This window comes from Lysobacter capsici (genome assembly GCF_018732085.1).
GTDB lineage: Bacteria > Pseudomonadota > Gammaproteobacteria > Xanthomonadales > Xanthomonadaceae > Lysobacter > Lysobacter capsici_A.
Map to the genome: position 1 here is coordinate 4,074,447 of NZ_CP076103.1, position 26,038 is coordinate 4,100,484.

Below are 26,038 nucleotides of genomic sequence, written 5' to 3' on the forward strand. Positions count from 1 at the left end.
CACCGTGGCACGCCGCGGCCGCAGCCGTTAACCTGAGCCCATGCGCGGCCCCGGCACTGTCCTGATCAACACGCCCGAGATCGAACTGTGGCCGGGCGGCCTGCTGCGCGCGCGCAGCAACCACGACGCCCGCGCCCTGGCGCGCGCGCGACACGTGCTGCGGCGCAAGCGCGACGGCCGTTTCCTCGCCGCCGACCTGCCCGAGGGGCTGCTGCCGCTGGTCCACCGACTGATGCGCGAGGACGGCATCGACGCCGCGCTCGACGCCCTGGACAGCATCGTCGAATACCGCCGCGAAGGCCTGGTCCGCGTGCATGCGCTGCCACTGGACCGGATCGAACACCGGCTCGACGCGCTCGGCCTGGACGGCGCCGCCTACGAACAACGCACCGGCCTGACGTTGATCGCCGAACCCGACCGGCTGGCGCTGGCCGGCATCGACCGCTTCCGCCGCCCGCTGTGGCTGCACCCGGCCGCCGCGCGCGCCTGGACCCACCTGCGACAGGCCGCGCAACGCGACGGCATCGTGCTCGACGCGATCTCCGGCTACCGCAGCCACGATTACCAACTGGGCATCTTCGAACGCAAACTCGCGCGCGGCCTGGGCGTCGAGGAGATCCTCACCGTCAACGCCGCGCCGGGCTACAGCGAACACCACAGCGGTCTGGCGCTGGACATCGGCACGCCGGGCGAGCCGCCGGCGGAAGAATCGTTCGAACACACCGCGGCCTTCGCCTGGCTGCGCGAGCGCGCCGGCGGCTACGGCTATGCGATGAGTTATCCGCGCGGCAATCCGCACGGGATCGTCTACGAACCCTGGCACTGGCGCTACACGCCGGCATGAGCGCGCCGGCCTGAGCGCGATCCACGGTGCGATGCCGGCCTGAGTGCGTCGACGCGGCCGGACCGATCGGTGAATCGGCAACCCAGCGCGGCGAAGCCTGGGCTCCATGTGCCGCAGCCCGTCACTCAGCCAACGTTGTGGCACCACTGGCTACAAAACGGTACGCATCGCATGCGTACCGCCGCGGGACCAGGCGGGGTCGTCGAATCCAATCGCAATCCGATCCGCTCAAGGAACGTCGCATGAGCCCCCTCCGGTTCTGGCCGCTCGCCGCCCTGCTGTTCGCGCTGCCGTTCCTGTATTTCTTCGGCCAGTCGTGGATCGCCGACGGCCATGGCCTGTCGCAGTCGCTGTACACCGGCGCGATGAATTTCTTCTACATCGGCCTGCCGCAGGCCTTGATCGCGCTGACCTGCCTGCTCGCCAGCGTGCGCCGCACCACCACGCTGGCGTTCCTGATCCTGGCCGACGGCTTGTTCGCGACATTCACGATCTGGACCTACGGCAAGGTCGACACCTCGATCGGCTGGTTCGTGCTTTACCTGCCCGGGTCCATCGCGGTGCTGGCGCTGGCCAGCCTGCTGTGGCTGGCCTACTCGACCTCGCGCCGCCGCGCCCCCACCGCCGCCGGAGCCTGAGCCATGGCCCACGCATCTCCCCGTCACAGCGATGCACGCGTGCTCGAAGCCTGGCGCGAGAACGCCGCGCCCTGGACCCAGACCGTGCGCGCGCAGGCGATCGAAAGCCGGCGCCTGGTCACCGACCGCGCCGTCGTCGACGCCGCGTTGCGGCTGGCGCCGCGCAGCGTGCTCGACCTGGGCTGCGGCGAAGGCTGGCTGAGCCGCGCGTTGTGCCTGCACGGCATCGAGGTGCATGGCGTCGATGCGATACCCGACTTGATCGACGCCGCGCGCCGGCTGCAGGGCGACGCCCATGCAGTGCAGCCGCGTTACGACTGCCTGAGTTACGAGGCCATCGCCGAAGGCGCCCTGTGCGCACGCTACGACCTGGCGATCTGCAACTTCTCCCTGCTCGGCGACGACAGCGTGGCTGGCTTGCTGGGCGCGATGCCGGCCTTGTTGAACCCGCGCGGCCATGTGCTGATCCAGACCCTGCATCCGCCGCAAGCCTGCGGCGAAGCGCCCTACCTCGACGGCTGGCGCGACGGCAGCTGGGCCGGCTGCGACGCGGCCTTCGGCGAACCGGCGCCGTGGTATTTCCGCACCATCGGCGGCTGGGTCGCGTTGCTCGAACGCAGCGGCCTGCGATTGCGCGAATTGGCTGAGCCGGTGCATCCGGTGAGCGGGCGGCCGGTTTCGTTGATGCTGATCGCGGAGGCGGGTTAGGCGGGCGCTTGCGATTCGGATGCGCTCAATGCCTTGCAACCTGTCTCATGCATCGCGGTTGCGCTGTTATCTGAGACCAAAGCATCGGGACTGAAGCCTTTCCCAAGGAGACCTCGAAGCTGCGATGTGTTTTTCTACGAGAACACTTCACAACCCACACGCCTCTCCCGCAAGAGACTTCGCTGCCGCCCGTCTCAGGCATCAAGATTACGCGGCCACCTGAAACAAAAGCGTCGGGGCTGAAGCCCCTCCCACAAGAAACCTCGCCGCCATGAAGTCTCTTGCACAAGAGATTTTTTGCTCATGTAGTCGCTTGCGAGAAAGACTTTTTGGTTATGCAGTTTTTTTGAAAAAGGCATCGCAGCCGCGAGGTTTTTTGTGGGAGGGGCTTCAGTCCCGGCGCTGTTCGCCCAGATCGCCCCACTCGCACACCTAAAAAAAAACCGCACAACCAAAAAGTCTTTCTCGCGAGCGATCGCCCAAACAAAAAATCTCTTGTGCAGGAGACTTCATGGCGGCGAGTTTTTTTTGTGGGAGGGGCTTCAGCCCCGACGCTGTTCGCTCAGATCACCCCGCTCGCACACCACCCAACTCCTGCAAAAGCTGCTTCGACAGGCGATCCGTCAATCCTGCGAACGATTCGTCTTGACCTTGGCGACGTTCGGTCCTTCGGCATAATCAGCGATCCGCCATAAATACAAGCTGGCATAGCTGCGATACGGCCCCCAGCGCTCGCCGAGTTCGGCCAACGCCTTCGGTGCCGGCATCGCATCGAGCGTGTCGACCCGCTGCGCGCCCTTGCGGATGCCGAGGTCGTCGACCGGCAGGATGTCGGGGCGGCCGAGCCGGAACATCAGCATCATCTCCACCGTCCAGCGGCCGATGCCGCGGATCGGCACCAGCGCGGCGATGATCGCGTCATTGTCCATGCTACCCATGCGCCGCAGATCGGGAATCTCGCCGCGCGATTCGCGCGCGGCCAGATCACGCAGCGCCAGCAGCTTGTTGCCCGACACGCCGCAGCCGCGCAGGGTCGCATCGTCGCAGCGGCCCAGGGTGTCGTAATGCAATCGGCTCGCGCCGATCGCGGTTTCGACCCGGCCGACGATGGTCGAGGCGGCCTTGCCGCTGAGCTGCTGGAACAAGATCGCGCGCGCGAGCGCATCGACCGGATCGAAGGATTTGCGCCAGCGCGGATCGGTCGGGATCGGCCCGCCTTCGAGCGCGTCGACCTTCTTCATCCACGCGCCGAGCCTGCGGTCGCGCTTGCTCAGATGCGCGTAGGCGGCCTGCGCGTCGTAGCCACGAACCTGGCGCGGCATGCTCAGCGCCTCAGGGCATCGATGGCGTAGACCAGCCACGCCAAGATCATCAGACTGCCGCCATAGGGCAGCAGCCGGGTCGAGCTGCCCAGAAAATACGCGCAGGCCAGGCCGCCGGCGAACACCAGCGTGCCGATCAGCACCGCGATCAACGCGTAGCGGCCCAGGGCGCGGCGCGCCAACGGCGCCAGCGCGGCGAGCGCGATGCCGTGACCGAAGGCGTACATCGCCGCGGTCTGCAGGCGCGACTGCCCGGCCGGATCGGCCACATGCGCGGCGTAGGCCGACAAGGCAACCGCGAGCGCGGCCAGCAAGGCCCCGGCGGCGGCCAACAATCGCGACGAAAACGGCAATGGGAACAACGCGGCTCGCCCATCGCGGGCGTCGTGCGCGGGAAGGTTCATGCGTGTGAAAACCATGGGATTCGCGGAACGCCACGATAGCAGCGGGCTGCGATCTGCGCCGCATCGTCTGCGGCGCATCGATCGCGCGATCCGGGCGCCTGCATCGGCTGCGCCGCAGGCGACGCTCGCGCCTGCGCGCATCTCGCGGCACACATGGCACACGAGCACGATTCGAAACCTACCCGTCGGCCCGCGGTTTCGGGCGCTGCGCCGCATCGATCGCGATCCGGGCGCCTGCATCGTCTGCGCCGCAGGCGACGCTCGCGCCTGCGCGCATCCGGCGGCACGCATGGCTCACGACCACGATCCGAAACGCACCCGTCAGCCGGCGGTTTCGCGCGCGCAAAAAAAAACGCGCCGCGGAAAACCGCGGCGCGTCTTCGTCCGCGACACCGCCTCGGCGGCGTCGCGATATGGCGCGGCTTACTTGACCGGCCAGTACACGTCGAACTTGCCCAGCGCCGGATCGAAGCTTTCGTCGATGCCGGCCTTCCACGCTTCGTACGGACGATCCGTGGTGGTGTAGCCGCGGGTCAGCGCCCAGGCGCGGACCGCGTCGCGCACCGGCGGCAGCGCGGCGAAGTTGTGGCCGCTGCTGGAGGAGACGACGACCTTGGTCGGCGCCAGCAACTCGGCCTTGACCGGGTTGCCCGGGCCGTCGATCTTGACGTCGAGCTTGGTCGCTTCGGTGCTGGTGTCGCCGATCTTGCGCACCTGCTGGACCACGTCGAACGAGTAGGTCTCGGCGCCGAATTCGTTGGTCACGATGCGGACCGGACCGACCGCCTCGAGACCGTTGGCGGCGATGACCTTCTTGATCCATTCCATATTGGAGTGGATCTGGCCCTTGATCTTGTCGTTGTCGCGCTCGACCGCGGCGGTCACGCTGAGCACGTTCTCGGCCGGACGGTCGACGATCTTCGGCGCGCCGGCCGGATCGGATTCCGACAGCTTGGAATAGTCGTAGTTCGGCACCGTCGCGAGCAGGTTGCTCAGTCGCGCCAGGCCCATCTTGACGTCTTCGCCGACGTTGCTGCTCACGTACAGGCCCGAGTAGCGGCCCAGCAGGTCCCAACCGTAGTCGACGTCGTAGGTCTGGGTGATCTCGACGTTGCGGTTGTTCTTGCCGGTCGGCTTGAGGGTGAACTCCGAGCGCTTGTTGTCGCCGCGCTCGACGCTGGTGATCTTGTAGCCGACCAGCTTGCCCGGCTCGCTCTTGACGATTTCCCAGCTGCCGTTGCCCAGGCCGCGTTCCTTGGACGAATACTCCAGGCGGGCGCCGACGCCCTCTTCCTTGCCGACAAGCTTGAGCTCCATGTTCGGATCGCGCAGAGCCAGCGGGTTCCAATCCTTGAAGCGGCGCATGCTGTTCAAGGTGTCGAACACGATGGTCAGCTTGCGGTTGGTCTCAACCGAGTGCGACAGATGGCGGCTCGACGGCAGTGCGATGCCGACTACCAGGAACAGCACGGCGACGATCGCCAGTGAAATCAGAATCTCGATCAGACGGGTCATTCAGGTTCTCCAGGGCCGGGCCCGGATCGGGCCGGGGGCGCAGACCCACAATCGTAGCAAGATAAATCCCGGCTAGGACAGCCGTCACAGCGAAGAAAATTCGCCGGATCGCCCACTTGGACCATCGCGTCGCGAAAAGCCGGGAAATCACCGGCTTTTCACCGCCTGGCGAACGCATTCGCCACGGTACGCGGCGGCCGCGCGGATGCGGATGCGCAAATTCGGACAAGTCCGCGGGGGCCGCGAGTGCGCGGCGCGGGCACGATCGGTGCCCACAATGCGCCAGTACGCGGCTCGATGCGCGGCCGAAGCGCCGACGCGAACGCCCGGCGCGGCGCGCCGGGCCGGGAACGCTTCGATCAGACCAGTTGCAGCTCGAACGCCTTGAGCACCGCGCGGGTGCGGTCGCGCACGCCCAGCTTGGAGAGAATATTGGACACGTGGTTCTTGATCGTCCCCTCCGCCACGCCCAGCGAATTGGCGATTTCCTTGTTGGAAAAGCCGCCGGCCATCAGCCGCAGGATCTCGGTCTCGCGCTCGGTCAGCGGGTCGGGCCGGTCCAGGCTGACGAAGTCGTTGCGCATATGCTCCAGCCCCGACAGCAGGCGCTGGGTCACCGCCGGCTGGACCAGCGAACCGCCGTCGGCCACCGCCTGGATCGCGCCGACCAACTGCGCCAGCGACACGTCCTTGAGCAGATAGCCCTTGGCGCCGGCCTTGAGCCCGGCCAGCACCAGTTGGTCGTCGTCGAAGGTGGTCAGGATGATGGTCGGCGGCAGGTAGCCCGCGCGCGACAGCGCCTGCAGGGCCTCCAGGCCGGACATCACCGGCATGCGCATGTCCATCAGGACCACGTCCGGGCGGATCTGCGGAATGATCTCGACCGCGTGGCGGCCGTCGCCGGCCTCGGCCACGACCTCGATGCCCTCGGCCAGGGCGAGCAGCGAGCGCACCCCCTGCCGGACCAGGGTCTGGTCGTCGACCAGCAATACGCGGATGGGGTTGGGGATCATGCAAGCGCTCCTTCGCGGGCCATGGCGGCCGCGGTGGCGGGGAGTGTCAGCTGCAGGCAAAAGCCCGCCTCGGCCCGGGTTTCGATGAGAAGTTGGCCGCCGTACTGCTGCAACCGCTCGCGCATGCCGCGCAAGCCGTTGCCGGCGATCAGGTGATCGGCGCCGCGGCCGTCGTCGCGCGCGCTCATGACGATCTGTTCGCCGCTGCGGCGCACGTCGATCCACAAGTGCTGCGCGCCGGCATGGCGCACGGTGTTGGTGATGATCTCCTGGGTGCAGCGCAGCAGCACGTGGGCGCGCTCGGGATCGTCCAGGGTCAGGGGCGTTTCTATGTCCATGCGGATGTCCAGCGCCGGTACGTTTTCGGCCAGCGGACGCAGCGCCAGGGCCAGATCGATCGCGCCGTTCTCGCGCAATTGGCTGACCGCCTCGCGCACGTCGGTGAGCAGCAGCCTGGCCAGAGTATGCGCCTGCTGCACGTGTTCCTTGACCCGACCTTCGGACAGGTGGCCGGCGACCTCCAGGTTCAGGCTCAGCGCGGTCAGGTGGTGGCCGAGCAGATCGTGCAGTTCGCGCGAGATCCGGGTGCGCTCGTTGATCCGCGCGCTTTCGGCCAGCAGGGCGCGGGTCGCGCGCAGTTCGGCGTTGAGCCGGCGCTGGTCCTCGCGGGCCTGGGCCTGCTGCATCGCCACCAGGGAGCTGACGAACACCAGGCTGGAGAAGCCGGCATAGGCCAGCGACTGCACGATCGCGACCAGCAGCGGCTGGCCGATGGCGATCACGAACACCGGGATGATCGACAGATTGCCCAGCACCAGCCAGGCCGCGCCGACCCGCAGCGGCAGCAGCCACGGCAGCAGCCCGGCCACGACCATCAGCAAAATGCTGCCGATGCCGCTGTTGGAGTAGTAGCCGACCCCGATCGCGCAGGCGGTCAGGACCAGGACCATGGCGTAGTCGGTCGGCCCCGGCCGGCGCTGGCCCAGGCCGCGGCTGGCCCACCAGTACACCGCGCCGAAGGCCAGGTGGATCGCGACCCAGCGCAGGATCAGCAGGAAGAAGGTGTGCTCGCTGCCGCCGGGCAGGGTGGCGGCCGCTTCCGGCTCCAGCCACATGATCACCAGCCAGCACCCCGCCATGCCCCAGGTGAACAGCCCGGCGAACCGCATGAGTTGAGTAGGAGTGAGGCGAGCCAGCATGAATGCATGCTAACGGTATGGGCGGTCCCGCCGAGCCGTCCAGAAGTCATGCACTTGCCGTTCGCCCCGGGCGGACGGCCATGCGATAATCGGGACGCCGGCACGGAACGCGTGCCGGTTTTTGAATACTTGGAGCGTGGAATGTCGATCGTCGTCCGCGACGTGCGTGAGCACGAGCTGGATTCCGTCCTTGCCCTCAACAACGCCGCCGGCCCCGCGATCCTGCCGCTGGATGCGGCCCGTCTGCGTCATTTCTTCGACAGCGCCGAATATTTCCGCGTCGCCGAGCGCGACGGGACCCTGGCCGGTTTCTTGATTGGGATGGGCGCCAATACCGATCACGACAGCAGCAATTTCCGCTGGTTTCGCGATCGTCATCCGGATTTCTTCTATATCGACCGCATCGTCGTCGCCAGCCGGCGCCGCGGTGGCGGTGTCGGCCGCGCGTTCTATGCCGACGCCCAGAGCTACGCCGAGCTGCGCTATCCGCAGCTGGCCTGCGAGGTGTTCCTCGAAGGCGGCAACGATCCGGCGCTGCTGTTCCATGGCAGCTTCGGTTTCCGCGAGGTCGGCCAGCACGTGATGGAAGAAGCCGGGGTCCGCGCGGCGATGCTGATGAAGCCGCTGTGCAGCTACGCCTGGGTGCGCGAAACCTACGGCGACGCCCTGCCCGAAGCCAGCTGGCTGACCCGTCCGCGGGTGCCGGTGCAGCGCGTGCGCGACCAGGCCGCGCAGCGGCCGACCGGGACGTGCCCGTGAGCGTAGCCGTGGACTACGAACAGGCCGGCGAACTCAAGATCGGCCAAGTCGGCATCGCCAACCTGCGCATCCGCACCCTCGACGTCGAACGCCTGACCGAAGAAATGCGCAGCCGCGTGCAGCGCGCGCCGAACATGTTCGGCCGCGCCGCGGTGGTGATCGACTTCGGCGGCCTGAGCCAGACCCCGGACGCGGTCACCGCGCAAGCCTTGCTCGATGGCCTGCGCGCCGCCGGCGTGCTGCCGGTGGCGCTGGCCTACGGCACCAGCGAGACCGATCGCCTAGCGCAGGCGCTGGGCTTGCCGCTGCTGGCCAAGTTTCGCGCCTCCTACGAAAAAGCCGAGGGCGGGGCCGAGCCGGTCGCGGCGGCCGCGCCCAAGCGCGAACCGGCGCCGGCGCCTGCGGCCGCCGAACCGGCCAGAACCTCGCGCCCCGGGATTTCCGCGGCGAGCGCGGCTGCGTCCACTTCGGTCGGACTGATCCAGTCCGCCCCGGTCCGCTCGGGCCAACAGATTTACGCCGACAACCGCGACCTGACCGTGCTGACCACGGTCGGCGCCGGCGCCGAAGTCATCGCCGATGGCTCGGTGCACATCTACGGCCCGTTGCGCGGACGCGCGCTGGCCGGCGCGCAAGGCAATACCAAGGCCCGCATCTTCTGCCGCGAGTTTCATGCCGAGCTGGTCGCGATCGCGGGCCATTACAAGGTGCTCGAAGACATCCCGAAGGAACTGCGCGGCAAGGCCGTGCAGATCTGGCTGGAAGACGAACAAATCAAAATTGCGGCGCTGGATTGACGCCGCACCATTGGAGGAACGTGTTTTGACCGAAATAATTGTTGTCACTTCGGGCAAGGGTGGCGTCGGCAAGACCACCACCAGCGCCAGCCTGTCTTGCGGCCTCGCCCGTCGCGGCCACAAGGTCGCCGTGATCGATTTCGACGTCGGCCTGCGCAATCTCGACCTGATCATGGGTTGCGAACGCCGCGTGGTGTACGACTTCGTCAACGTGGTCAACGGCGAAGCCAACCTCAAGCAGGCGCTGATCAAGGACAAGCGGTTCGAGAACCTGTTCATCCTGGCCGCCTCGCAGACGCGCGACAAGGACGCGCTGACCAAGGAAGGCGTGCAGAAGGTGCTCGAGGACATCGCCGCCGAAGGCTTCGACTACATCGTCTGCGATTCGCCGGCCGGTATCGAAAAAGGCGCGTTCTTGGCGATGTACTTCGCCGATCAGGCGGTGGTCGTGGTCAACCCGGAAGTCTCGTCCGTGCGCGACTCCGACCGCATCCTGGGCCTGCTCGCGTCCAAGACCCGCCGCGCCGAGAACGGCGAGAAGGTCAAGGAGCACCTGCTGCTGACCCGCTACAGCCCCAAGCGCGTGGAAGACCAGGAGATGCTCAGCATCGGCGACGTCGAGGAAATCCTCGGCCTGAAGACCATCGGCGTGATTCCCGAATCCGGCGACGTGCTCAACGCGTCCAACAAGGGCGAGCCGGTGATCCTGGAAACCGAATCCGACGCCGCCCAGGCCTACGACGACGCCGTCGCCCGCCTGCTCGGCGACACCCGACCGATGCGCTTCACGCAAGTGGAAAAGAAGGGCTTCTTCACCAAGCTGTTCGGAGGCTGAGCTCATGGGTCTGTTCGACTTCCTGCTGGCCAAGAAACCCACCGCCAACGTCGCCAAGGAGCGTTTGCGGATCATCGTCGCGCACGAGCGCGCCGGCCGCGGCGGCGGTCCCGACTACCTGCCGATGCTGCAGCGCGAGCTGCTCGAGGTGATCCGCAAGTACGTCAACGTCGACGCCGAATCGGTCAAGGTCGATCTGATCGGCGAAGGCGACAACAAGGTGCTGGATATTTCCGTCGCCTTGCCGGAAACCCCGCACCAGGCGCAGGCCTGACGGCAAGCGGTCGGCCTCCCGACCGCTGTCCCGTATCCCCCTGTAGGAGCGGCGCAAGCCGCGACCGCGCCAGACCGACGACTGCGCAAACACGCCCTGCCTCGCATCGCCCAGGCTTTGCGCCTTTGTTCGGGCGACTATCGCAATCGGCGCACCACGCAGACCTCGCCTACGCAATCGCGCCTACCCCGCTCCCACCTGAAAAACACCCCGCACCATGCTCACCCTGTCCGACATCGCCTTCGACGACGCCGCCGCCCTGCTCGCGCGCTACGACCTGCGCCTGCAACGCGTCGGCGACGGCGAACCGATCCCCGGCAGCTTCTGGGGCGACAGCGAAGCGGGCCTGATCGGCAGCACCGTGTACGCGCGCGGCGACACGCCCGTGCATTCGCTGCTGCACGAAGCCGCGCACCTGATCGTGCTGCCGCCCGAGCGCCGCGCGCAGGTGCATACCGACGCGACCGACTCGGTCGAGGAAGAAGACGCGGTGTGCGTGCTGCAGACCCTGCTCGGCGACGCCCTGCCCGGCGCCGGCCGCGACCGCATCCTGGCCGACATGGACGAATGGGGCTACAGCTTCCGCATGGGCTCGGCGCGCGCCTACGTCGAGCAGGACGCGGAAACCTCCTGGCAATGGCTGGCCGAACACGGGCTGGTGCGGCTGCCGGAGCGGGTCCTGGCGCTTTAAGACCCAGGCGCCGCCGGCCGAATCACCGGCCTCCCGGTTCATCCCCGCGGCCGTCCGCGGGCCGCCCCAGGCGCGCACTGTAGAATCGCTGCCTCGGAACCAGCCCTCTTTTGAATCGCGCACCCTCGCCGTGCGCCGCGGACCCTATCTTTTGAATACGCCCACCCACACCGCCCCGAACGGCGCCGACGCCGCCGCGCAGACCGACAGCGCGCCGCTGCTCGATCGCGTCCGCGACGCGCTCGCCGTGCTCGAGCAGCTCAACGCCGACCGCACCATGCTCGACGCGCTGCCCGCCGACGAGCGCGCGCGCCTGCATCAGGCGATCGCCCAGGCCTTCCATCCCGAGCCCAAGGCGCGGCGCAAGCAACTCAAGCAGCAGGCGCGCGACCGTCATCAGGAAAAGCTGCGCAAGGCCGACGAACTGCTCAACCAGACCGGCATCCGCGCGCTGCGCCGCAAGCCGGTGTTCACCACGCCGAATTATTTTCCGCCGCACGCCGCCGGCCAGCACGATCCGAGCAACAACACGCCCGAGCCGATCGCCTACAGCGAATCGCCCGAGCTGCTGCATTGCTACGTGTGCAAGAAGAAATACACCCAGGTCCATCACTTCTACGACCAGATGTGCCCGACCTGCGCCGAGCTCAACTTCTTCAAGCGCACCGAAACCGCCGACCTCAGCGGCCGGGTCGCGCTGCTGACCGGCGGCCGGGTCAAGATCGGTTATCAGGCCGGATTGAAGCTGCTGCGCGCGGGCTGCGCGTTGATCGTCACCACCCGCTTCCCGCGCGATTCCGCGCTGCGCTACGCGCAGGAACCCGACTTCGCCCAGTGGGGCCATCGCCTGGAAGTGTTCGGCCTGGACCTGCGCCACACCCCGAGCGTGGAAGCGTTCTGCAGCGAACTGCTGGCGACCCGCGAACGGCTCGACTTCATCATCAACAACGCCTGCCAGACCGTGCGCCGTCCGCCTGCGTTCTACGCCCACATGATGGCCGGCGAGACCTCCGCGCTGCACGAGATGCCCGACGACGTGCGCCGCTTGGTCGGCCGCTACGAAGGCCTGCGCGCGTTCGATCTGCTGCCCGATGCCGGCGAAAGCGAAAGCAGCGCCCTGCAAGCCCAGGGCAACGTGCGTTCGCTGATCGACGCGACCGGCCTGACCCGCGCCGCCGAACTGTCGCAGGTGCCGCTGCTCGCCGACGAACTGCTCGGCCAGGCGCATCTGTTTCCCGAAGGCCGGCTGGATCAGGACCTGCAGCAGGTCGACCTGCGCGGGCGCAATTCCTGGCGCCTGCAGATGGACGAAGTGCCGTCGGTGGAGTTGCTGGAAACCCAGCTGGTCAACGCGATCGCGCCGTTCATCATCAATGCGCGGCTGAAGCCGCTGATGCTGCGCGTGCCCGAGGGCGACAGCCCGCGTCGCGACAAGCACATCGTCAACGTGTCGGCGGTCGAAGGCCAGTTCTACCGCAACTTCAAGACCACCAAGCACCCGCACACCAACATGGCCAAGGCCGCGCTCAACATGATGACGCGCACCTCGGCCGCCGATTACCACGGCGACGGCATCCACATGAACTCGGTCGATACCGGCTGGGTGACCGACGAAGATCCGGTCGAGATCGCCGCGCGCAAGGTGATCGAGGAGCGCTTCCATCCGCCGCTGGACATCGTCGACGGCGCCGCGCGCATCGTCGATCCGATCATCCACGGCATCAACACCGGCACCCACGTGTGGGGTCAGTTCCTCAAGGATTACGCGCCGACGGACTGGTGATGGCGGCGCCTTGCGCGCGGCCGTTTCATCGATAGGTCGCGGTCGCGCGCGAACCGGATGACGCAGCGGTCACCGACGCCTTCCGTGGCGCCGACGCCATTCAAACTGCGCGGAACGGATTATCCCCATAACCGGACTCCGACTTGTACTGCTGAAGCGTACTGCTTGCTTCCCTTCCCCTGATTGCGCCGTCCAGGCGCCTACTCCCACCGAGTTCCGTATCGGGTGCGCACCGGTTCGCGCTTCAGCGCGCCGCCGTGCGTTCGGCCTGCGCCTTCAGGCGCGCGGCCGGGTGACCCGTGTTCGCGACCACCGATTCGACCTCCGCTTCGCTGACCGGATCGGGCAGCGCCTTGGAGAGCGAACGGTTCGGGCCGGCGTCGGCCGGCCCATTCATCATGACCACCCCGACCACCGCCAGCGCGAGCAATGCGAACAGGGCGATACGGGTGAATGGGATTCGGGCGAACGCGGTGCGCGAGGTCGCCGGCGCTTGTTCGCGGGCCCAGCTCAGGTCGGCCGAGAACAGGCAGACCCCGCCTTCGCGCCCGCGCGACGGCAGGGCCGAGGCCAGTGTGGCGGTGTGCAGCGTGCCGTTCGCAGAACCCGTCGTATGTTTCATGCCTTACCTTTTGCAGCCAGGATCGTGTCGCGCTGAACGCGCTGACCGGAGCACTCCGATCAGGGCATCCCGCCGGGAGCCAGCTCCGCCCCGCGGCGCAGCCGATAAACGGCTGCCGTTGAACGTCACTTTTTCCGTTTTCGCGTCACAAATCAATTCCGTTTTTGTGACACCGATCGAGCCGGACCAGGCCGAGGCCGTCTCACAAACTGAACAAACGGGCGACAAAGTGCTCCGGCGTTGCGTAAAGCACATGTTAATAACGAAAATAAAACAATCTAAACGTTTTCACGTAACGAATAATTTACGAAATTTCGCGACCGCGTTCGCGGGTCACAATGCGCAATTGGCCTGAATCGGCCAAATCCGGCCTCACCCTACCCGTGCCGTAACCGTTTTCAGCCCGGCAGCTGTGCCGAGTTTGCGCAAAAGTTCCTCACTGTCGCGCCGGCATTCATCCGCCGGACGGGCGATGTCGCCGGGCCGGCCGACCCCGGCTTGCGCCGGACCGACCCGGCCTCTAGCCTTCTGGCTCGCGCGCGAAGCGCTGCACTTCTTCCGGAGAGAGCACACATGAAACATGTCCGCGCCTTGTTGGCGCTCGGCGTCGCTGCGGCCGTGATCGGCCTGAGCGGCTGCAAGAAGGAACCCGTCCCCTCCCCGAGCACCTCCACCGCTCCGGCCGCCGCGCCCGAGGGCGAGACCGCGGACCAGTTCATCGCGCGCGTCAACGACGAGTACAAGAAGATGTATCCGGAGATGACCGCCGCGCAGTGGCTGTCGTCGACCTACATCAACGACGACAGCCAGCTGCTGTCGGCCAAGGCCAACGAGCGCTACCTCACCCAGCTCAACAGCTGGATCGAGCAGTCGAAGAAATTCGAAGGCAAGCAGATGTCGCCGGCCACCGCGCGCGCGATCCAACTGCTCAAGATCGGCACCGCGATGCCGGCGCCGAAGGACCCGGCCAAGCTCGCCGAACTGACCCAGATCGCCACCCGCATGGAAGGCATGTACGGCTCGGGCAGCTATTGCAGCGGCCCTGGCGACACCGACTGCCGCCAGCTCGGCGATCTGGAAGACGTGCTGCGCAACAGCCGCGACTACGACGCCCAGCTCGACGCCTGGAAGGGCTGGCATACGATTTCCAAGCCGATGCGCAAGGACTACACGCGCTTCGTCGAACTGGTCAACGAAGGCGCGCAGAACCTGGGCTACGCCGACACCGGCGAGCTGTGGCGTTCGGGCTACGACATGAGCCCGGCCGAACTGGCCGCCGAGACCGACCGCCTGTGGGGCCAGGTCAAGCCGCTGTACGAGCAACTGCATTGCTACACCCGCTCGCGCCTGGAATCTAAGTACGGCGTCGACAAGGGCCAGACCGGCGGCGGCATGCTGCCGGCGCACCTGCTCGGCAACATGTGGCAGCAGGACTGGGGCAATCTGTGGGACGTGCTCGCGCCGTACACCGAGCAGCAGGCCGGCAGCCTCGACATCAACGGCGCGCTCGCGCGGCAGTACCAGCAGGCGCTCGATGCGCAGGAAGCCAAGTCCAGCGGCGAGCGCAGCCCGCTGGAACAGGCGCAGCTCGAAGTCGACGCCAACCTGGCCAACGCCAAGCAGATGACCGAACGCGCGCAGGACTTCTACGTCTCGCTCGGCATGCCCAAGCTGCCCGACAGCTATTGGGCCAAGACCCAGTTCATCAAGCCGCGCGACCGCGACGTGGTCTGCCACGCCAGCGCCTGGGACATGAACATGTCCGGCGACGTGCGCACCAAGATGTGCATCAAGCCGAACGAAGAAGACTTCACCACGATCTATCACGAGCTCGGCCATGTGTATTACTACCTGGCCTACAACAAGCAGCCGCCGCTGTTCCAGACCGGCGCGCACGACGGTTTCCACGAAGCCATCGGCGACACCATCGTGCTGGCGATGACGCCCAAGTACCTGCAGTCGATCGGCATGGTCGGCAATCAGCAGCAGAGCAACGAGGCGCTGATCAACGCGCAGATGCGCATGGCGCTGGCGAAAGTCTCGTTCCTGCCGTTCGGCCTGATGATCGACCGCTGGCGCTGGGGCGTGTTCGACGGCTCGATCAAGCCCGATGCGTACAACAAGGCGTGGTGGGAACTGAAGGCCAAGTACCAGGGCGTGGCGCCGGTGCAGGCGCGCGGCGAGGAATTCTTCGATGCCGGCGCGAAGTACCACGTGCCGGGCAACACGCCGTATACGCGTTACTTCCTCTCGCACATCCTGCAGTTCCAGTTCTACAAGTCGCTTTGCGACGCGGCCGGCTACAAGGGCCCGCTGTACGAATGCAGCTTCTACGGCAACAAGGCCGCGGGCGCGAAGTTCGAGGCGATGCTGAGCAAGGGCGCGAGCCAGCCGTGGCAGCAGACAATGAAGGAACTGACCGGCGGCGAGAAGATGGACGCCTCGGCGGTGCTGGAATACTTCGCGCCGCTGCAGACCTGGCTCAAGCAGCAGAACGAAGGCAAGAGCTGCGGCTGGCAGGCCGCGGGCGCTGCGGCGCCGGTGTCGCCGGCTAAGCCGGCGGTGAAGACCGATGCGAAGGCGAAGCCTGCGCAGGGTTGAGCCGCGCGGGGCGGCGATCGGTCGGGCTTGAGGGCTCGTCGATCGCTGCACGCGATATTGAAGTGATGCAGACAGGCCGGCTTATGCCGGCTTGTTTGTTTTTGGGGTTTGGGGTTTGGGGGTTTGGGCTGACTGTAGGCAATGACGCTGCTTCGGGCGGGTGAGAGCAAATCCCCCCTGCCCCCCTTTTTCAAAGGGGGGAGCTTCGATGAAGTAACGGGATCGTTGGAGTTTCTGTTTGATCGCGATTTTTTAGCCACCGCGAGGCGTGGTTGTGACGTGGGAAGAACGGGAAGAAGGAAGAAGGTGTGAGGAGTGAGGAGTGAGGAGTGAACGTATCGAAACGCAGATCGCGCACTCTTTCGTATTCACCGGTAACAGCCCCCCTTCCTCGCATCAGCGATCGAAGCGCCGTTCATCACGCCCTCCCTACGAACTGACATGGCGAGTTCCCCCCTTTGCAAAAGGGGGGCCAGGGGGGATTTGCTTTTTTGCTTTTTTGCTTTTCGCCCTGCCCTCCGCCTTCACTCCTCAGCTGTCACCTCCAACCTTTCACTCAGCCCATCGCGAAACCCCTGATCCGATCCATCTCCCCCGCCTGATCGGGACTGGCGCGAGCCGTCGCGTGCCCCGATCATCGCTGCGGACCAAGCAACGGAATCGCCGCATGATCGCCCCGCACCGCCGCCACGCCCTCGCGCCGAGCCTGCTCGCTCTCGCCCTCGCCTGCACCGCCACGACCGCCCAGGCCGCCGGCGAATCCGCCGACCTGCTGATCCGCCATGCCGTGGTGATCGACGTGACCAGCGGCAAGACCCGCGCGAACCAGACCATCGCGGTCAAGGACGCGCGCATCCTGGCCATCGTCGACGACGCCAAGGCCAAGCGCTTCGAGGCCGCGCGCAGCATCGACGCGCAAGGCAAGTACGCGATCCCCGCGCTGTGGGACATGCACGTGCATTTCGGCGGCGGCGACAAGCTGATCGAAGAGAACAAGAACCTGCTGCCGCTGTATGTCGCTCACGGCATCGCCGCGGTGCGCGACGCCGCCGGCGATCTGAGCCCGAGCGTGTTCGAATGGCGCGACGCGATCAACGCCGGCTCGCTCGACGGCCCGACCATCTTCACCTCCGGTCCGAAGCTGGAAGGCTACAAGTCGATCTGGCCGGGCGATATCGAAGTCGGCAGCCACGAGGAGATCAGCAAGGCGCTGGACCAGTTGCAGGGCTGGAAGGTCGACTTCGTCAAGATCACCGACAACACCTTGTCGCCCGAGTTGTTCATGGACGCGCTCAAGCAGGCGCATGCGCGCGGCCTGCGGGTGTCGGCGCACGTTCCGTTTTCGCTCACCATCGACGAGGTCAGCGCGGCCGGGCTGAGTTCGATCGAACACATCGACTACGCCTACAAGGCCGGCTCCCCGCAGGAAGCGCAGATCGGCGCGATGGTCCGGCGCGGCGAGATCGACAGCAAGGAAGGCTGGAACCGCATTCAATCCAGCTTCGACGAACGCACCGCGCGCGCCGCCTACAAGCGCCTGGCGCGGCGCGGCACCGCGGTCACGCCGACCCTCAACGGCAGCTTCGTGACCACCTATCTGGATCGCAACGATCATCGCGGCGACGACTATCTCAAGTACATCGGTCCGGGCCTGCAGGCGACCTACGCCTGGCGGGTGGAGCGCGCGGCCAAGGACGACGCGGCCGCGATCGAACGCCGCCATCAGCGCTACGAGCGCGACGCCGCGATCCTGCCCTTGCTGCAACGCTCGGGCGTGACCTTGCTGGCCGGCACTGACGCGGGCTTTCTCAATTCCTTCAACTACCCCGGCGTGGGGCTGCACGATGAGATGCAGCGCTTCGTCGAGAGCGGCCTGACCCCGTTGCAGACCTTGCAGGCGGCGACGATCAACGGCGCACGTTTCCTCGGCCAGGAAAAACTGCACGGCACGCTCACTGCCGGCAAGGCCGCCGACATCCTGCTGCTCGACGCCGATCCGTTGCGCGACATCGGCGCGACCCGCCGCATCGATACGTTCGTGCTGCGCGGCGAGGTGTATGACCGCAAAGCGCTGGATGGGATGCTGGAGGAGGTTCGCAAACGCGTGGCGGCGCAAAAGGCGGAGTAAGAACCGCATTTCTCCGCTGTCTCGAAACTGCTTTTGCTGTTCCCCCCTTTGAAAAAGGTGGGCAGGGGGGATTTGCTTTTAGCCCACGCTGCCGAAGTTCTCTGAAGCAGCGTCTGCGGAAAAAGCGAAAGCAACGCCACAACGACAGCAAAGCAAAAGCAAATCCCCCCTGCCCCCCTTTTTCAAAGGGGGGGAAAGCACGGGGCGGCAGAGGGAAGCGGCGTCCCTGGAGCCTATCGCCCCAACCTCACTTCCGAAACTTCTGCGGCGTCGTCCCGCTGAACTGCTGGAACATCGCGATGAACGCCGACACGCTCGCGTAACCCATCTGCGCCGCCACCTGCTGCACGCTGCGGCCCTGCTCCAGCAGCGGGACCGATTGCTGGAAGCGCAAGCGCTGCCGCCACTGGCTGAAGGACATGCCCAGTTCGTCGCGGCAACGGCGGCTCAAGGTGCGCTCGGTGGTGTGTACGCGCTGCGCCCATTGCTCCAAGGTGGTGTTGTCGCCGGGCGCGTGCTGCAAGGCGTCGAGGATCGGCGCGAGCAGGCGGTCTTCGCTTTGCGGCACGAACCGTTGCAGCATCGGCGTGGCCAGCAGCTTGTCGATCAGCACCCGCGCCAGGCGCCGGTCACCCGGCGTCTGCGGGATCTCGATCCCGCGATCGAACAAGTCCTCCACCCCGGCGATGAACAAGGCATGCAGGCGCACGATGCCCGGCGCCTTGGGCAACTGCGGCGTGTAGCGCTCGGCGACGTTGATCAGCCGGCATTTCACCTCGCGCCGGTTGTGCGAGGTGTGGTCCATGCGCGGCGGAATCCACACCGCATACCCCGGCGGCGCGAAGAACGGCTGGCCTTCGACCACGAACGCCATGCTGCCGGATTCGACGAACGCCAGCTGACCCCAGGGATGTTGATGCAAGGCGCTCTCGGTATCGACCGCCAGCGCTTCGTAGCGCAGCAGCAGCGGGCCGGGCAACGAGCGATACGGATAGTGGAACTGGCGGCTGCGACGCATCTTGTCCGGGCCCCGTCATGGCCTGTCTGGTTATCGGCATCTGCCGATTACCCGACATTCTAGAATGAGCAGCCCCATGTTGTAACGGCTGCTCAAGCCAGGACATCCCCCATGCACCTGCTCCTGCCGATCCTCGCCACGCTGATCTGGGCCGGCAACACTATCGTCAGCAAACTCTCGGCCGGCGCGATCGACCCGGCGGCGATCTCGTTCTACCGATGGCTGGTCGCCCTGCTCGCCCTGACCCCGTTCCTGCTGCCGCGGGTCTGGAAGCTGCGCGCCCAGGTGCGTCCGTACTGGCGCAAGCTGGTGGTGCTGTCGGCACTGGGCATGGTGATGTACCAGTCGCTGGCCTATTTCGCCGCGCACAGCGTCAGCGCGATGTCGATGGGCTTGATCGTCGCGGCGATCCCGCCGATGACGATGCTGATCGGCATGGTCGTGCTCAAGACCCGGCCCTCGCCGGGCATGCTGATCGGCGCGCTGATCTCGTTCGCCGGCCTGAGCTGGCTGCTCAGCGGCGGACATCCGGCGCGACTGCTGCAACAGGGCCTGGGCCGCGGCGAATGGATGATGCTGCTGGCGGCGTGCTCGTATGCCCTGTACGGCGTGCTGGTCAAGCGCTGGGCGCTGCCGATTCCCAACGGCGAATCGCTGTACCTGCAGATCGTCTGCGGCACGGTGCTGTTGCTGCCCGGTTTCCTGCTGGCGCCGTCGGTGGCGCTGACCGCGCACAACCTGCCACTGGTGCTGTACGCCGGGCTGCTCGCTTCGACCCTGGCGCCTTGGTTCTGGATGCACGGGCTGCTGCGCCTGGGCGCGGACAAGACCGCGGTGCTGATGAACCTCACGCCGGTGTTCACCGCGGTGTTGGCGGTGCTGTTGCTCGGCGAGCCGTTGCAGGCGTATCACTGGATCGGCGGGGTGTTGACGCTGCTCGGCGTGGCGGTGGCGCAGGTGTTGCGGCACCGGCCGGTGGCGGTCTTGCGTTCGCAGGAATGCGCGGGTTGAGGGAGTTGGGTGGGCGATCGGCGGGGTGATGCATCGCCGTGGTTGTGGCTCGCCGTGGTTGTGGCTCGCCATGGTTGTGGTTCGTCGTGGTTGGCGTGATCGTGTGGTGGTGGCGGACGCTTCGTCGTGGTCGTGGTGGCGCGGTCGCGGCTTGCGCCGCTCCTACAGGGGGCTTGGCGTTGTGGCGCGGCTATCGGAGGTTTAAAGCGGGAGCGGCGGCGCGATCGATGACGATTGTCAGGCCGCCAGCGCATCGCCCTCGCCAATGTGAGCCGCGTCAAGTTCGGCGTCTGCGCGCGCTGCTAGGGTCGTGGCATGTCGACGCCACCCGACTGCAATCGTCCACGACCGCGTTACCCGCGCCGTCGGCTGCGAACCGCGGCTGGCGTCGCGTCGGCGCCCGTCGGCGCCGGCCAAGCCGGTGCTCGCGGCCATCGCCCGCCCTCGGTACGGCGACAGCTTCTTCCGAATCGCGCGGCGCGCCCGCTCGTCGCCAGGACGGCGCGCGTTTCGATGAAATCCTCGGTCCGCATGCCCCGGACCGTCCCTTGTTTCGCTATTGCTGCGGCCGATCCCCCTCTGCCGCCAGCGTCTGCCGGCCGCGGGGGGTGGCCCCCGGCCGGCTTTTTTTATTCCGCCTCGCTTGCCCGGGCGTGACCGGGCCGACTTGATCGGACCGACTTGGCCGTGCCGACCTGACCTCGACGACGGCGCCGCGATCCGCCGCTGCCACGAACGGGCTTCGAAGGCGCCAGGGCAATCGACGCAAAACGGCGCCGATACCGGCCAAGCCTGCGATCAAGCAGACGTGCCGAGCCGTCTCGCACACTATTTCATCGATAGAACCACACGAATGGCGACAGGTTTGTTAGTTTGCGTGAGGCAACACCCGCCTGCCTGACGCCGTGATGGGGTGCGACGTCGTCGGCGGCGGCCTGCCGCCTGCCACGTCCGGTTCGCCGCAACCGGTCGCCGCACAGGATGGGGATGCATGACGGGGATGCATGAAACCTGGTGCTCGCCGGAACCGAACGCGAACGACCTTTCTTTAACGCGAGTGTGCATTGCGATGCCCCAACGCATCGACCGGATCAAGAACCTGGCGGCGGTATCGCAGTTCCGCATCGGCGCGCTGCTGGTGCAGCCCGACCGCCTGGCGATCGTGCGCGACGGCGTCACCACCGCGCTGGAACCGCGGATGATGGAAGTGCTGATCGCGCTGGCCGAGCGCGCCGGCGAAGTCATCAGCGCCGAGCAGTTGCTGATCGAAATCTGGCGCGGCACCTTCTACGGCGACAACCCGGTCCACAAGACCATCGCCCAGCTGCGCCGTCGCCTGGGCGACAGCAGCCGCGAACCGGACTACATCGAAACCATCCGCAAGCGTGGCTACCGGCTGGTCGCGCGAGTGACCTTTCCCGACGATTACCGCAGCGGCCTGCCGCGCGCGGCGGCGTGGACCCAGGGCAGCCCGTATGTCGGCCTTCGCTCGTTCGATCAGGCCCATGCCGGCGTGTTCTTCGGCCGCAGCCGCGCCACCGCCGAACTGCTGGCGACCCTGCGCGAACAACTCGACAGCCAGCGCCGCTTCGTCCTGGTGTCGGGCGCGAGCGGTTGCGGCAAGACCTCGCTGCTGCGCGCGGCGGTGATGCCGCTGCTGCAACAAGACGGCGGCTTCGACGGACTGCATGCGCTGACCAGCGCCTACTTCGACCTGGGCGCCTGCCGCGGCGGCGACCTGCTCGCGCGGCTCGCCCAGACCCTGTGCGACTGGTCGCTGGACGGCCGCCCGCTGTACCTGCCCGGCGAGGCCGAAATCCTCGCCAACCAACTGCGCGACACCCCGGCCGCGGTGCATGCGCGCATCGACGATGCGTTCGCGCGCCGCACCGCGCACCTGGCCGAACGCGCGCATCTGCTGCTGGTGGTCGACCACGCCGAGGCCGCGGTCGCCGCGCCGGGCATCGATGCGCGCGACCGCGCCGAGTTCGGCGCCGCGCTCACCGCGCTGTGCGCCTCGCCGCGCGTGGCGGTGATCGCGATCACCCGCAGCGACTTCTACCCGCGCCTGATCGAAAGCGTGCCCGGCCTGGCCGAACTCAAGGCCGGCGACGGCCACATCGACCTGCTCACTCCGCGCGAAGGCGAGATCGGCCAGATCATCCGCGCGCCCGCGGCGCTGGCCGGATTGAGTTTCGGCGAAGACCCGGAAAGCTCGCTGCGCCTGGACGACCTGCTGCGCGACGCCGCCGCCCAGCATCCCGATTCGCTGCCGCTGCTGCAGCACACCCTGCAGGCGCTGTACGAACGTCAGGACGAAGGCGGCGTGCTCAGCGTCAGCACCTACCGCGAGCTCGGCGGCCTGGAAGGCGCGCTCGCGCATCGCGCCGAACAGGTCTTCGCGGCGCTGCCGGCGAGCGCGCAGGCCAGCCTGGAACGGGTGCTCGCGGCGCTGATCGTGCTGCGTCCCGACAGCGACGCGGTCACCGGCCGGCGCGTGCTGTGGTCGACCCTGGACGACGCGGCCGCGCGCGAACTGGCCGAAGCCTTCGTGCGCGCGCGCCTGTTCGTCGGCGAACTCAGCGGCGGCGAACCGGGTTTCGGCGTCGCCCACGAAGCGCTGCTGCGGCAATGGCCGCGCGCGCGCGAATGGGCCAGCGAGAACCGGCAACTGCTGCAGGCGCGCGAACGCCTGCAACGCGCGACCCGGCGCTGGGCGCTGGAAGGCCGCCGCGCCGATCACCTGCTCAACCCGGGCCGGCCGCTGGCCGAAGCGCGCGAGGCCGCGCGTCGCCTGCCCGACGATCTGGGCGAAGACGACCGCCAGTTCCTGCAGGCCTCCGAGCGCCAGCAGCGGCGCAAGCAATGGCTGCGGGTCAGCGCGATCGCCGGCCTGTGCGTGTTGACCCTCGCCGCGACCGGCCTGGGCCTGCAAGCCTGGCAGGCGCGGCGCGAAGCCGAGCAACGCCGCGATCAGGCCCAGCAACTGGTCGGTTTCATGCTCGGCGACCTGGCCGAACAACTGCGTCCGATCGGCAACCTGAAACTGCTCGACAGCGTCGGCAGCCAGGCCCTGACCTACCTGGAGCGCATGCCGGAAACCGAAATGCAGCCGCGCGAACTGGTCAGCCACGCGCGCGCACTGCGCACGGTCGGCGAAGTGCTGATGAACCAGGCGCGTTTCGACGAAGCGCATGCCGCGTTCGAACGCGCCGACGACGCGGCGCGGCGCGCGCTGGCCGGCGCGCCCGATTCGCTCGATGCATTGGCCGAGACCGGCACCACCGCGTACTGGCTGGGCTATTACGCTTATCAGCAGAATCAGTACGATCCGGCGGAAAAACATTGGCGGGCGTACTTGCGCGCCAGCGAAGGCCTGGTCGCGCGCGCGCCGAAGGACCCGCGCTGGCAACTGGAGCTGTCGTACGCGCTCAACAATCTGGGCACGCTCGCGTTCGTGCGCCTGCGCAGCGACGAAGCGGCCGAGTTGTTCGCGCGCTCGGTCGCGATCAAGCGCGCCCTGCTCGCGGCCAAGCCGGCCGACAAATCGCTGCGCTACGAGCTGGTCGACAGCCTGTCGTGGCTGAGCAGCGCGCAGGACGCACGCGGCCAACTGGCCGACGCCGCCAAGGGTTACGCCGCGCAAACCGCGATGCTGCGCGAACTGGTCGCCAGCGAACCCGAAGCCGACGCATGGCGGCGCAAGCTGGCGACCTCGCTGCTGCGCAGTTCGGTGCTCGCGCTCGATCGCGGCCTGGCCGACGATGCCGAAAACGAAATCGCCGAAGCGATCCGCCTGCTCGGCGCGCTGGTCGAACAACAACCCGACAATCGCGACTGGCGCCGCAACCTCGGCCATGCCTACGCGCATGCCGGCTGGGTCGCGCACCTGCGCGGCGCGCCCGCGCTGGCCGACGAGCGCCTGCGCCGCGCGCAGCAGGTGCTCGCGCCGCTGTTGCAGCAGACCGAACCGCTGCCGGACTGGCGCGTGCTCGACCTGATGGTGCGGCTGCGCATGGACCAGGTCGCCTCGGCGCCGCCGCAGGCCGCGATCGATCGCCTGGTCGCCGACCTCGACGCGCTGCACCGGCAAACGCCGGACGACCCGCCGATCGTGTCGATGCTCGCGCGCAGCCTGGTCTGGCGCGGCGAACGCTACCAGCGCGCCGGCGACGACGCGCGCGCGCGCGCCGACTGGAACCGGGTGCGCGAACTGCTCGCCAAGCGCGTGACCGACAGCCGCGACCGCAATCTGCTCGAAGCCTGGGTGCGCACCCAGGTCCACCTGGGCACGCGCGCGCAAGCGTCCACCCAGATCGCCTGGCTGCAACGCGCCGGCTACCGCCATCCCGGCTTCGTCGAGTTCTACTAAGCGTCCGCGAAGCCGCTCCGCAGCAACCCCAATCACCAGGAAACCGCTCATGGCCAGCAAGAAAGACAGCAAGAAATCCGCCGCCGCGCCGGAAAAACAGAAGAAGTCGAGCAAGAAGGGCGATCCGGCGCCGATCGAGATCGAACTGACCGTCGCCTACGTCGGCTTCGGCGGCAACGCCGGACTCGGCCAGTACTTCTACAGCTTCGCGCCGGACGTGGTCACGGTGCAGGGCGCCGGCCCGGTGGTGATCACCTACAAGTTCGAGGCGCAGGTACCGCAGCGCTTCCAGATCATCAGCGTGCTCAACTCCGACGCCTTCAAGCAGATCCACAAGGTCCGCGTGGCCGAGGACGGCCGCAGCGTGAGCATGCACAACCGCAACACCGTGCAGACCCTGATCTTCTTCACCGTGCTGGTGCGCGATGAGGAGAGCAACGACCTGCGGGTGATCTCCTGCGATCCGCAGGTCGGCAACGACCCGCGCACGGTGCCGCCGGGCAACATCAAGAAGCGCGGCTGATCCCAAGCCAAAGCGAATGGCGCAGGCGGCCCGTGACCGTCTGCGCCTTCGTGCCGAGCCGTGAGCGCGGCGCCTGCAAGTCGCGGACGCCGGTGCGCGACTTCAGCCGGACAAGCACCCGGCCCTGTTGCCTGCAAAACCCGGTCGCAGCCGACTTGGCTCGATGAGATCCGGCGCTACCCTGCGATCCGATCGGAAAGCGTCGGGGCTGAAGCCCCTCCCACAAAAGACCTCGCGCCTGCGCACCGCGCCGCAGCGAACCGCAGCTAGCCGCGGCAAACCGCAGCGCGCAGCACACCGCAGAGCGTGCGGTGTGCTGCGGCCCGCCGTGCGCGGCTGGGTCATGCTTGCTCCGGCAAGCACCCAGCCGATCCGTGGCCACGCAATCTTTTGTGGGAGGGGCTTTCAGCCCCGACGCGGTTCGCTCCGACGATTCGCAGCTCCAACCGATCCGCACCGTCATTGCCGGCATCCGCAACGCCCGCTCACCCGCCGCAGCCGCGCTCGGCAGCCGCGATCGGCGCGGTCAACCGATCGATGCCGTTACTTCTTGATCGTGCAGAACGAGCCGAAGCTGTCGTGGGTGTAATAGCGCTGGGTGATCGGCCGGCCCTTGGCGCTCTCCTGGACCAGATAGACCAGCCCCTGCGGCGAACCCAGCAGGGCCGGCGCGGCGCGCCAGTACTTCGGGCCGATCGGGCCGAGCGGCGGCAGCAGGCCCTTGTCGTTCTCGTAGACCCGCGCGTTCAACTTCAGCTTCTCGCAGGCGACGGTCGGGTTCTCGGCCCTGGCGCAGCTGTCGAACGACTGGATCATCTTGGCCACGTCCTTGGGCAGCGACTTGCAGGCCGGCGGCGCGGCGGCCAGGGCCGGCGAGACGGCGAGGACCAGCGCGGCGGACAGCGACCACTTCACGAGTTTGGCGTTCATGACGTTCTCCTGGGTTGTGCATTGGACGCGACCGCACCGGGCGTCCCGATG

23 protein-coding genes are annotated in these 26,038 nt (G+C 67.3%); 15 read left to right on the plus strand and 8 right to left on the minus strand.

Translation table 11 applies throughout. The features are described 5' to 3' along the window. Positions 1–40 precede the first annotated feature (40 nt). From KME82_RS16950 to KME82_RS16960, 3 genes are all read left to right on the plus strand, one after another. On the plus strand, positions 41–844 hold the full coding sequence (locus KME82_RS16950) for a M15 family metallopeptidase (RefSeq protein WP_215495090.1): 804 nt from the start codon (positions 41–43) through the stop codon (positions 842–844). A gap of 242 nt (positions 845–1,086) precedes the next feature. After that, positions 1,087–1,482: a hypothetical protein gene (locus KME82_RS16955; RefSeq protein ID WP_215495091.1), complete on the plus strand. Its 396-nt coding sequence runs from the start codon at positions 1,087–1,089 to the stop codon at positions 1,480–1,482. Positions 1,483–1,485: 3 nt separating this feature from the next. Next, positions 1,486–2,190: a class I SAM-dependent methyltransferase gene (locus tag KME82_RS16960; protein WP_215495092.1), complete on the plus strand. Its 705-nt coding sequence runs from the start codon at positions 1,486–1,488 to the stop codon at positions 2,188–2,190. Positions 2,191–2,813: 623 nt separating this feature from the next. On the opposite strand, the gene KME82_RS16965 is transcribed toward KME82_RS16960, so the two are convergent. Continuing rightward, a complete protein-coding gene (locus tag KME82_RS16965) occupies positions 2,814–3,512 on the minus strand; it encodes a DNA-3-methyladenine glycosylase family protein (RefSeq protein WP_215495093.1) in 699 nt (232 codons plus the stop codon). A 2-nt stretch (positions 3,513–3,514) separates the two neighbouring features. Beyond that, positions 3,515–3,916, minus strand: a complete 402-nt coding sequence (locus tag KME82_RS16970) for a DUF423 domain-containing protein (RefSeq protein ID WP_215495094.1) — start codon at positions 3,914–3,916, stop codon at positions 3,515–3,517. Between KME82_RS16970 and KME82_RS16975 the strand changes: the two genes are divergently transcribed. Then, positions 3,915–4,442 carry a hypothetical protein gene (locus tag KME82_RS16975; protein ID WP_215495095.1) on the plus strand — a complete coding sequence of 176 codons (528 nt, stop codon included), beginning with the start codon at positions 3,915–3,917 and terminating at the stop codon, positions 4,440–4,442. The genes KME82_RS16970 and KME82_RS16975 overlap by 2 nt on opposite strands. Here KME82_RS16975 and KME82_RS16980 read toward each other — a convergent pair. From KME82_RS16980 to KME82_RS16990, 3 genes are all read right to left on the minus strand, one after another. Continuing rightward, positions 4,340–5,431: an SRPBCC family protein gene (locus KME82_RS16980; RefSeq protein WP_215495096.1), complete on the minus strand. Its 1,092-nt coding sequence runs from the start codon at positions 5,429–5,431 to the stop codon at positions 4,340–4,342. The two genes, KME82_RS16975 and KME82_RS16980, sit on opposite strands and share 103 nt — an antisense overlap. A gap of 359 nt (positions 5,432–5,790) precedes the next feature. Beyond that, positions 5,791–6,444 (minus strand): response regulator, encoded by a 654-nt coding sequence (locus tag KME82_RS16985; protein ID WP_215495097.1) that lies wholly within the window; start codon positions 6,442–6,444, stop codon positions 5,791–5,793. Further along, on the minus strand, positions 6,441–7,643 hold the full coding sequence (locus KME82_RS16990) for a sensor histidine kinase (RefSeq protein WP_036109347.1): 1,203 nt from the start codon (positions 7,641–7,643) through the stop codon (positions 6,441–6,443). The genes KME82_RS16985 and KME82_RS16990 overlap by 4 nt, the downstream gene beginning before the upstream one ends. Before the next feature lie 141 nt (positions 7,644–7,784). Here KME82_RS16990 and KME82_RS16995 point away from each other — a divergent pair, with 141 nt between their 5' ends. The 6 genes from KME82_RS16995 (at position 7,785) to KME82_RS17020 (ending at position 12,782) form a co-directional block, all read left to right on the plus strand. Continuing rightward, a complete protein-coding gene (locus KME82_RS16995; protein ID WP_215495098.1) occupies positions 7,785–8,402 on the plus strand; it encodes a GNAT family N-acetyltransferase in 618 nt (205 codons plus the stop codon). After that, on the plus strand, positions 8,393–9,199 hold the full coding sequence (minC, locus tag KME82_RS17000; RefSeq protein ID WP_430538733.1) for a septum site-determining protein MinC: 807 nt from the start codon (positions 8,393–8,395) through the stop codon (positions 9,197–9,199). Before KME82_RS16995 ends, minC begins: the two co-directional genes overlap by 10 nt. 25 nt (positions 9,200–9,224) lie before the next feature. Continuing rightward, positions 9,225–10,034: a septum site-determining protein MinD gene (minD, locus tag KME82_RS17005; protein WP_036109357.1), complete on the plus strand. Its 810-nt coding sequence runs from the start codon at positions 9,225–9,227 to the stop codon at positions 10,032–10,034. A gap of 4 nt (positions 10,035–10,038) precedes the next feature. Continuing rightward, on the plus strand, positions 10,039–10,308 hold the full coding sequence (gene minE, locus KME82_RS17010; protein ID WP_036109358.1) for a cell division topological specificity factor MinE: 270 nt from the start codon (positions 10,039–10,041) through the stop codon (positions 10,306–10,308). A gap of 217 nt (positions 10,309–10,525) precedes the next feature. Next, the gene (locus tag KME82_RS17015) at positions 10,526–10,999 is read left to right on the plus strand and encodes a hypothetical protein (protein WP_215495100.1); all 474 of its coding nucleotides are present in this window, start codon (positions 10,526–10,528) and stop codon (positions 10,997–10,999) included. A 151-nt stretch (positions 11,000–11,150) separates the two neighbouring features. After that, positions 11,151–12,782 carry an SDR family NAD(P)-dependent oxidoreductase gene (locus KME82_RS17020; RefSeq protein WP_215495101.1) on the plus strand — a complete coding sequence of 544 codons (1,632 nt, stop codon included), beginning with the start codon at positions 11,151–11,153 and terminating at the stop codon, positions 12,780–12,782. Positions 12,783–13,026: 244 nt separating this feature from the next. Here KME82_RS17020 and KME82_RS17025 read toward each other — a convergent pair whose 3' ends face one another. Next, positions 13,027–13,404: a hypothetical protein gene (locus KME82_RS17025; RefSeq protein ID WP_215495102.1), complete on the minus strand. Its 378-nt coding sequence runs from the start codon at positions 13,402–13,404 to the stop codon at positions 13,027–13,029. Positions 13,405–13,977: 573 nt separating this feature from the next. On the opposite strand from KME82_RS17025, the gene KME82_RS17030 reads away from it, so the two are divergent. Both KME82_RS17030 and KME82_RS17035 read left to right on the plus strand, forming a co-directional pair. Then, on the plus strand, positions 13,978–16,005 hold the full coding sequence (locus KME82_RS17030; protein ID WP_215495103.1) for a M2 family metallopeptidase: 2,028 nt from the start codon (positions 13,978–13,980) through the stop codon (positions 16,003–16,005). Between the two features lie 667 nt (positions 16,006–16,672). Then, the gene (locus KME82_RS17035; RefSeq protein ID WP_215495104.1) at positions 16,673–18,133 is read left to right on the plus strand and encodes an amidohydrolase family protein; all 1,461 of its coding nucleotides are present in this window, start codon (positions 16,673–16,675) and stop codon (positions 18,131–18,133) included. A 247-nt stretch (positions 18,134–18,380) separates the two neighbouring features. Here the strand turns inward: KME82_RS17035 and KME82_RS17040 are convergent, their stop codons facing one another. Next, the gene (locus KME82_RS17040) at positions 18,381–19,151 is read right to left on the minus strand and encodes a helix-turn-helix domain-containing protein (protein ID WP_215495105.1); all 771 of its coding nucleotides are present in this window, start codon (positions 19,149–19,151) and stop codon (positions 18,381–18,383) included. 111 nt (positions 19,152–19,262) lie between these two features. Between KME82_RS17040 and KME82_RS17045 the strand changes: the two genes are divergently transcribed. The 3 genes from KME82_RS17045 to KME82_RS17055 all read left to right on the plus strand — a co-directional run bounded on the left by KME82_RS17045 (position 19,263) and on the right by KME82_RS17055 (position 25,057). Beyond that, positions 19,263–20,162 (plus strand): DMT family transporter, encoded by a 900-nt coding sequence (locus KME82_RS17045; RefSeq protein ID WP_215495106.1) that lies wholly within the window; start codon positions 19,263–19,265, stop codon positions 20,160–20,162. A gap of 1,069 nt (positions 20,163–21,231) precedes the next feature. Continuing rightward, on the plus strand, positions 21,232–24,534 hold the full coding sequence (locus KME82_RS17050) for a winged helix-turn-helix domain-containing protein (RefSeq protein ID WP_215495107.1): 3,303 nt from the start codon (positions 21,232–21,234) through the stop codon (positions 24,532–24,534). A 49-nt stretch (positions 24,535–24,583) separates the two neighbouring features. Then, positions 24,584–25,057, plus strand: a complete 474-nt coding sequence (locus tag KME82_RS17055; protein ID WP_252255382.1) for a hypothetical protein — start codon at positions 24,584–24,586, stop codon at positions 25,055–25,057. Between the two features lie 543 nt (positions 25,058–25,600). Here KME82_RS17055 and KME82_RS17060 read toward each other — a convergent pair. After that, positions 25,601–25,987: a hypothetical protein gene (locus tag KME82_RS17060; RefSeq protein WP_215495108.1), complete on the minus strand. Its 387-nt coding sequence runs from the start codon at positions 25,985–25,987 to the stop codon at positions 25,601–25,603. Positions 25,988–26,038: the final 51 nt, after the last annotated feature.

Excerpts from the sequence above, each read along its gene's own strand:
- KME82_RS17030 (WP_215495103.1), top strand. The coding sequence starts at position 13,978 with ATGAAACATGTCCGCGCCTTGTTGGCGCTCGGCGTCGCTGCGGCCGTG.
- KME82_RS16960 (WP_215495092.1), top strand. The coding sequence starts at position 1,486 with ATGGCCCACGCATCTCCCCGTCACAGCGATGCACGCGTGCTCGAAGCC.
- KME82_RS17055 (WP_252255382.1), top strand. The coding sequence starts at position 24,584 with ATGGCCAGCAAGAAAGACAGCAAGAAATCCGCCGCCGCGCCGGAAAAA.
- KME82_RS16975 (WP_215495095.1), top strand. The coding sequence starts at position 3,915 with ATGCGTGTGAAAACCATGGGATTCGCGGAACGCCACGATAGCAGCGGG.
- KME82_RS17050 (WP_215495107.1), top strand. The coding sequence starts at position 21,232 with ATGCCCCAACGCATCGACCGGATCAAGAACCTGGCGGCGGTATCGCAG.
- KME82_RS17040 (WP_215495105.1), bottom strand. The coding sequence starts at position 19,151 with ATGCGTCGCAGCCGCCAGTTCCACTATCCGTATCGCTCGTTGCCCGGC.
- KME82_RS16980 (WP_215495096.1), bottom strand. The coding sequence starts at position 5,431 with ATGACCCGTCTGATCGAGATTCTGATTTCACTGGCGATCGTCGCCGTG.
- KME82_RS16995 (WP_215495098.1), top strand. The coding sequence starts at position 7,785 with ATGTCGATCGTCGTCCGCGACGTGCGTGAGCACGAGCTGGATTCCGTC.
- KME82_RS17045 (WP_215495106.1), top strand. The coding sequence starts at position 19,263 with ATGCACCTGCTCCTGCCGATCCTCGCCACGCTGATCTGGGCCGGCAAC.
- KME82_RS16955 (WP_215495091.1), top strand. The coding sequence starts at position 1,087 with ATGAGCCCCCTCCGGTTCTGGCCGCTCGCCGCCCTGCTGTTCGCGCTG.
- KME82_RS16985 (WP_215495097.1), bottom strand. The coding sequence starts at position 6,444 with ATGATCCCCAACCCCATCCGCGTATTGCTGGTCGACGACCAGACCCTG.
- minE (WP_036109358.1), top strand. The coding sequence starts at position 10,039 with ATGGGTCTGTTCGACTTCCTGCTGGCCAAGAAACCCACCGCCAACGTC.
- KME82_RS16990 (WP_036109347.1), bottom strand. The coding sequence starts at position 7,643 with ATGCTGGCTCGCCTCACTCCTACTCAACTCATGCGGTTCGCCGGGCTG.
- KME82_RS17015 (WP_215495100.1), top strand. The coding sequence starts at position 10,526 with ATGCTCACCCTGTCCGACATCGCCTTCGACGACGCCGCCGCCCTGCTC.
- KME82_RS16950 (WP_215495090.1), top strand. The coding sequence starts at position 41 with ATGCGCGGCCCCGGCACTGTCCTGATCAACACGCCCGAGATCGAACTG.
- KME82_RS16970 (WP_215495094.1), bottom strand. The coding sequence starts at position 3,916 with ATGAACCTTCCCGCGCACGACGCCCGCGATGGGCGAGCCGCGTTGTTC.
- KME82_RS16965 (WP_215495093.1), bottom strand. The coding sequence starts at position 3,512 with ATGCCGCGCCAGGTTCGTGGCTACGACGCGCAGGCCGCCTACGCGCAT.
- KME82_RS17035 (WP_215495104.1), top strand. The coding sequence starts at position 16,673 with ATGATCGCCCCGCACCGCCGCCACGCCCTCGCGCCGAGCCTGCTCGCT.
- KME82_RS17025 (WP_215495102.1), bottom strand. The coding sequence starts at position 13,404 with ATGAAACATACGACGGGTTCTGCGAACGGCACGCTGCACACCGCCACA.
- KME82_RS17060 (WP_215495108.1), bottom strand. The coding sequence starts at position 25,987 with ATGAACGCCAAACTCGTGAAGTGGTCGCTGTCCGCCGCGCTGGTCCTC.